This window comes from Fibrella rubiginis, assembly GCF_017353185.1.
Lineage (GTDB): Bacteria > Bacteroidota > Bacteroidia > Cytophagales > Spirosomataceae > Fibrella > Fibrella rubiginis.
This window is the reverse complement of record NZ_JAFMYV010000008.1, coordinates 313245-319244: the sequence shown is the minus strand read 5'-3', so window position 1 is coordinate 319244 and position 6000 is coordinate 313245. Positions and strand designations below refer to the sequence as shown.

Sequence of the window (6000 nt, the reverse complement as noted above, 5' to 3'; positions counted from 1 at the left end):
GTAATCTACTTATACATTAGCGCTGGTTAATGATTCTACGATTTTATCAAAAATGCTTTTTTCTCGATGGGACAAACGAATAATCATTTAATCGACCTAGTTAGTTAGTCGATTCAAACACACTGATTGGTTGGTGGCAACGGGCGGGTGAACACCTTTTCCCATTCCGAACAGAGCCGTTAAGCCCCGCACTGCCGATGGTACTGGTGTCACGACCGGGAGAGTAGGCGGCCGCCACCTCAGCTATTAAAAAAGAGCAACTCGTAAGGGCTGCTCTTTTTTTGTTAGACTGTGAGCACATGGTACGCTAAGACAATATCTGCTCATTAGGGCAATAAAAAGTGGTGCGGCCACCAACTTCTGTTCTACTTATTTTGGTACCACAACGTGGGCATTTGCTAAGCGCCTCTACATCATCGTAGGGTGAATCATCCCACTTGCGGACGTGAATAAGAAAATCTGGTGGGAAATCGCGGTATCTAGCTTCAAATTTGATGGCTGTGGTTAACACTAGAGCAATAGCATTATAGATAGCTATCAACTCATCATCATTGAGCGTGCTTGCTCGTTTTTCTGGATGGACTTTCGCTTGAAAAAGGACTTCATCGACAATCCAATTACCCAGACCCGCTACAACAGCTTGATCCAGTAATACCGGTTTTATAGGCGAATTGCGTTTATGGAGGTTAGTGATGAATTGATTGAAAGAGATGCTTAGAGCATCAGGCGCTAGTTTCTTAGATTTGGCATAGTCAGTTACAGAATCTACCAAGCCGACACGTTCAAACTTTCTTGGGCATATAAAACCTAGGTTAAAACCACTGGCGAACTCGAAAACAATGCGAGCATGGCGTGGGCGGTCAAGGCTGTTATGGTAGTATGCCAGATCCCCTGTCATGCCAAAATGCATGCGCAAAATGATGGCTGGATTATCGGTGTAAATAAATAGGTTTTTGCCAATTCGCTCAGTGGAAATAAACTGACGATCAGCTAGTTGTTGCTGGAGCAACATATAGTCAGTAGTAAGAAGTTTGGTATCTTCTACCTGAATGCTGGTAATAGGTTGCTTTAGCGAGGTGGCTTCAAGATACTGGCGTCTGATCTCGACTTCGGGTAATTCGGGCATTAGTCTCTAGCTTGTGTATATTATGAACACGTCTAAAACCTGAATGTTCGGTATCGAAAAATTTGTACCAGACGACCATTGCAAACTAAATCCTGTTACTTTTGCCAACGCAAACGGGGTGTAGCGCAGCCTGGTAGCGCGCTACGTTCGGGACGTAGAGGTCGTGGGTTCGAATCCCGCCACCCCGACACAGAACCAAAGACAATGACTCAGATCGTAAACAACGCATGGTGGTGGCACTTTTCCTGCAAGGGATGAAGGTTGCCGCGTTATGTCTGTTTAGAACAGTACTACAAAAAAGGCTCACCGACATCCCGGTGAGCCTTTTTGCGTATTAAGCTTTTTAAATCACAATTAAGTATGGTACAGGACATTGGTATAAATCAGTCATATACGGTGCACACAGTGTATCGGAAAATGCTGGCTGACATCATTACGCCGGTAAGCATTTATTTGCGCGTTCGTGATAAATATCCGAACAGTATTTTACTGGAAAGCGCTGATTATCATGGCAATGATAACAGCTACTCCTTTATTGCGTTCGATCCCGTAGCTCGGTTAACCTATCAAAATGGTACTCTAAGTATTCTCTTACCAGGCCTGACAGATCAGCACGAGACGACCACAGCCAGTGCCATTATGCCTGCTCTACGTGATTTCAAGAGTCGGTTCAGGGCAGATAAAAGTGGCTTTCCGTTTGTAACGAATGGCCTATTTGGCTATTTCGGATTTGCGGCCGTAGAAGGGTTCGAAGACATACATCTCACTGCACAGAACGCTGACGAGAATCAGATTCCGGCGGCTGTTTTTCAGGTGTACCGCTATGTGGTAGCTATCAACCATTTTAAAGACGAGCTCTATTTGTTCGAGCATCAGTATGTACCGGAAGGTGGTAGTTTAATTGAAAGCAAACTCGACGAGGTTGCTGCGTTCATTACCAGCCGGAATTTTGCACTCTACTCATTTACCACGACCGGAGAGGAAACATCAAACTTCACCGACGATGAATTTAGAGGTGTTATTCAGCAGGGTATTAACCACTGTCGGCGGGGTGATGTGTTTCAGATTGTGTTATCGCGGCGTTTCCAGACACCATTTAGAGGTGATGAGTTCAATGTATACCGAGCGTTGCGATCACTAAATCCATCACCGTATCTGTTTTACTTCGACTACGGCAACTTCAAACTGTTTGGCTCGTCACCTGAATCGCAGATTGTGGTGAGGCAGGGTAAAGCTACCATTTACCCCATTGCGGGTACGTTCAGGCGAACGGGCGACGATGCTAAAGATGCCGAATTAGCCCAGGCCTTGTATGATGATCCGAAAGAGTCGGCAGAACATGTAATGCTGGTCGACCTGGCCCGAAATGATCTCAGCAGGAATTGCGATGTGGTGCATGTAGAGACCTTTAAGGAAGTGCAGTACTATTCGCACGTGATTCATTTGGTGTCGAAGGTGGTAGGAGACCTGAACGCGGATGCTGATCCATTGCAGATTGTTGCCGAGACGTTTCCGGCCGGCACGTTATCGGGCGCGCCCAAACACATGGCTATGCAATTGATTGACCGCTATGAAAACCAGAGCCGCGGATTTTATTCGGGCAGCATTGGCTACATGGGCTTCGATGGGGAGTTTAACCACGCTATCATGATTCGCACATTCATGAGCCGCAACAACACGCTCTATTATCAGGCGGGGGCAGGCGTGGTGTCTAAGTCGGTGGTGGATAGCGAGTTGCAGGAAGTTCATAATAAGCTGGGTGCGTTACGGGCGGCAATTCAACAAGCACAATCGCTGTGATGGTGATTCAAAAAAACAGTACAGATGAACATTCTCGTTTTAGATAATTACGACTCATTTACGTACAATCTCGTCTACATTCTGCGTGAACTGGGTCACCGACCCGACGTGGTTAGAAACGATAAGATGGCGGTAGAAGAAGTTGCCAAGTATGACAAAATTCTGTTATCGCCGGGACCGGGTATTCCCGATGAAGCGGGCATTTTGAAACCACTTATTGCTGAGTACAGCCCTACAAAGTCAATCATGGGTGTTTGCCTGGGACACCAGGCTATTGGTGAAGTCTTTGGCGCTACGCTCGAAAACCTTGGCGACGTATTACACGGTGTAGCTCACAAAGCATATGTGCTCGATTCAGAGGAAAGGCTCTTTGGCGATTTACCCAACACGTTGACCGTTGGCCGATACCATTCATGGTCTGTGGTACGCAAGTCTATGCCCGCGGAATTACTGATTACCGCTGAAGATGAACAAGGCCGCGTGATGGGATTACGTCATACTCGCTATGATGTACGCGGTGTACAGTTTCATCCCGAATCAATTCTGACAGAGGGAGGCGTTCAACTAATGAAAAACTGGGTCAACTCATGAAGGCAATCCTGAATCATCTGTTTGAGTACAAAACACTGGCTAAAGAAGAAGCCAAGCAAGCGGTTATTGGCATTGGCCGGGGTGAATATAACCCCGCCCAGGTGGCTGCATTTATGACCGTATATATGATGCGAAGCATTCGTGTGGAGGAACTGGAAGGCTTCCGCGATGCTATGCTGGAATTGTGTTTGCCCGTTAACCTGGCCGCCTACGATGCTATGGACGTTTGTGGCACGGGTGGTGATGGTAAAGACACGTTCAATATTTCAACACTCTCAGCATTTGTGGTGGCGGGTGCGGGACAGCGGGTTGCCAAGCACGGTAATCACGGTGTGTCATCACTAACGGGGTCAAGTACCGTGATGGAAAAGTTAGGCTACCGGTTCACGAGCGATACGGGCGAGCTGGAACGGAAAATCGAGCGGGCGGGAATCTGCTTTCTGCATGCGCCACTGTTTCATCCGGCGATGAAAAACGTGGGGCCAATCCGGAAGGAGTTGGGCGTAAAAACGTTCTTCAATCTACTGGGGCCGATGGTGAATCCGGCGCAACCGAAGAAGCAGTTGGTAGGGGTGTTCAGCCTTGAATTGGCCCGCCTTTATGCGTACCTTTATCAACAGACAGACAAGCGGTTTATGGTCCTGCATTCGCTGGATGGTTATGACGAAATATCACTTACGGGCTCATTCAAGGCCATTTCTAACCAAAATGAGAACCTGATGACCCCCGCCGATTTGGGTTTTGAGCCGGTGACGGCCGAAGCACTATCGGGAGGCGAAACCGCCGACGATGCTGCTCGGATTTTCCTGAATGTGCTGAACAACAAAGCTACTCCTGCCCAAACTCATGCCGTGCTGGCTAATGCTGCTATGGCGCTGCTAACGGCGGGCAAAGCAACGAACCATGCCGATGCCGTGGCGATGGCTCGTGAGTCGTTGGCGAGCGGCCGGGCAAAGGGAGCATTTGACGAATTAATGAAACCTTGAGAATGAATATCCTTGATCAGATCATGGCCCGGAAACGGATGGAAGTAGCCGAGCGAAAAGCGACGGTTCCGGATCAAAGGCTGCGTGAATCACCATTGTTTAGTCGGGTGGTAAACTCCGCCCGGGCGTCTATTTTAGCGTTTGGCTCAACGGGTATCATTGCCGAATTCAAACGCCGGTCGCCATCGAAGGGAGTGATCAATGATCAGGCTGCGGTGGCTGAGACAACTCAGGGTTATGTGCAGGCAGGCGCGGCGGTGTTGTCGGTACTGACCGATGAACCGTTTTTTGGCGGAACTCCTGCTGATCTTCAGGCGGCCCGGCAGGCCAATCCTCACACACCTATTTTACGTAAAGACTTTGTGGCCGACGGTTACCAATTGCTGGAAGCCAAAGCCTGGGGGGCTGACCTGGTGTTACTAATTGCTGCCTGTTTGACCCCGGCCGAAGTTCGTGCGTTGAGCGCACAGGCGCACGACCTGGGAATGGAGGTGCTGCTGGAAGTACACGATGCTGATGAACTGGAGCGTTCTATATGCGAAACAGTTGATTTAGTGGGTGTTAACAACCGAAATTTGAAAACTTTTGTCACAAATATTGACACATCAATACGGCTGGTAAGTCAGATACCGGATCAGTTTGTGAAAGTGACCGAGAGTGGTTTGCACGATGCTGCCACAATGGCAACGCTACACGAGGCTGGTTATCAGGCTTTTTTAATTGGTGAGGCTTTTATGAAAACAACTAATCCGGCTGGGGCTTTTCAGACCTTGGTTTCTGAATACAACCCCCTGGTCACACGTAAGCATTCTCACTTAACGGTATGAAGATTAAAGTATGTGGTCTGCGCGACGCAGACAATCTGATGCAAGTGGCCGATCTGGCTCCCGACTTTGTCGGCTTTATCTTCTACGATCAGTCGCCGCGGTTTGTGGGCGATACCTTGGATGAGGAAGTAGTAAAAGCACTGCCGAAGTCGATTCGGAAGGTAGGCGTATTTGTCAATGCCAGTCCGGATTATGTGTTACGGATGGCGAAAAAATATGAACTACAGTACGTGCAACTCCACGGCAACGAAACGCCCGACTATTGCCGTACGATTCAGAACCGGGGTATCAATGTGATTAAAGCGTTTCGGGTAGACGGGAGTTTCAACTTTTCGATGCTGAACAATTACAAAGCCGTTTCTGACCTGTTTCTGTTCGATGCCAAAGGTGACCAACCCGGTGGTAATGGCATCACGTTTGACTGGGGTGTGCTGAAAAATTACGATAACGAAAAACCGTTCTTCATCAGTGGCGGCATTGGCCTAGACAACCTCGATCAACTAGATCAGCTGAAAGGCATGAAGCTTTATGGCGTAGATGTAAACAGCCTGGTTGAGACCGCGCCGGGTGTGAAAGACGTGGCTAAGGTGAAAGAATTAATTGCCCGTTTGCGTCCGGTCGAAGAGGAAGAGGAAGCGTGAGCTACACCTCGCGTTCGGCACGAACCCCG

General features: G+C 48.5%; 6 protein-coding genes, 1 tRNA gene and 1 rRNA gene. 7 read left to right on the top strand and 1 reads right to left on the bottom strand.

The genetic code is table 11. The features are described from left to right. Nucleotides 1-129 precede the first annotated feature (129 nt). Nucleotides 130-240, top strand: a 5S ribosomal RNA gene (rrf, locus tag J2I47_RS16990). Between the two features lie 67 nt (nt 241-307). Here rrf and J2I47_RS16985 read toward each other — a convergent pair. Next, complete coding sequence (locus tag J2I47_RS16985) at nt 308-1126, bottom strand: Fpg/Nei family DNA glycosylase (protein ID WP_207365779.1); 819 nt, start codon at nt 1124-1126, stop codon at nt 308-310. A 114-nt stretch (nt 1127-1240) separates the two neighbouring features. Between J2I47_RS16985 and J2I47_RS16980 the strand changes: the two genes are divergently transcribed. The 6 genes from J2I47_RS16980 (at nt 1241) to J2I47_RS16955 (ending at nt 5971) form a co-directional block, all read left to right on the top strand. Continuing rightward, nucleotides 1241-1314: transfer RNA gene (locus J2I47_RS16980), tRNA-Pro, on the top strand. 172 nt (nt 1315-1486) lie between these two features. Further along, a complete protein-coding gene (locus J2I47_RS16975) occupies nt 1487-2926 on the top strand; it encodes an anthranilate synthase component I family protein (RefSeq protein WP_207365778.1) in 1440 nt (479 codons plus the stop codon). A gap of 24 nt (nt 2927-2950) precedes the next feature. Continuing rightward, nucleotides 2951-3517 (top strand): anthranilate synthase component II, encoded by a 567-nt coding sequence (locus J2I47_RS16970; protein ID WP_207365777.1) that lies wholly within the window; start codon nt 2951-2953, stop codon nt 3515-3517. Further along, the gene (gene trpD, locus J2I47_RS16965) at nt 3514-4503 is read left to right on the top strand and encodes an anthranilate phosphoribosyltransferase (RefSeq protein ID WP_207365776.1); all 990 of its coding nucleotides are present in this window, start codon (nt 3514-3516) and stop codon (nt 4501-4503) included. The genes J2I47_RS16970 and trpD overlap by 4 nt, the downstream gene beginning before the upstream one ends. A 2-nt stretch (nt 4504-4505) precedes the next feature. Then, on the top strand, nt 4506-5330 hold the full coding sequence (gene trpC, locus J2I47_RS16960) for an indole-3-glycerol phosphate synthase TrpC (protein WP_207365775.1): 825 nt from the start codon (nt 4506-4508) through the stop codon (nt 5328-5330). Next, nucleotides 5327-5971 (top strand): phosphoribosylanthranilate isomerase, encoded by a 645-nt coding sequence (locus J2I47_RS16955; RefSeq protein WP_207365774.1) that lies wholly within the window; start codon nt 5327-5329, stop codon nt 5969-5971. The genes trpC and J2I47_RS16955 overlap by 4 nt, the downstream gene beginning before the upstream one ends. Nucleotides 5972-6000 lie beyond the last annotated feature (29 nt).

What these genes read in the sequence shown, in the direction of transcription:
- J2I47_RS16985 (WP_207365779.1), bottom strand. Translation starts at nt 1,126, where the DNA reads ATGCCCGAATTACCCGAAGTCGAGATCAGACGCCAGTATCTTGAAGCC.
- J2I47_RS16975 (WP_207365778.1), top strand. Translation starts at nt 1,487, where the DNA reads ATGGTACAGGACATTGGTATAAATCAGTCATATACGGTGCACACAGTG.
- J2I47_RS16970 (WP_207365777.1), top strand. Translation starts at nt 2,951, where the DNA reads ATGAACATTCTCGTTTTAGATAATTACGACTCATTTACGTACAATCTC.
- trpD (WP_207365776.1), top strand. Translation starts at nt 3,514, where the DNA reads ATGAAGGCAATCCTGAATCATCTGTTTGAGTACAAAACACTGGCTAAA.
- trpC (WP_207365775.1), top strand. Translation starts at nt 4,506, where the DNA reads ATGAATATCCTTGATCAGATCATGGCCCGGAAACGGATGGAAGTAGCC.
- J2I47_RS16955 (WP_207365774.1), top strand. Translation starts at nt 5,327, where the DNA reads ATGAAGATTAAAGTATGTGGTCTGCGCGACGCAGACAATCTGATGCAA.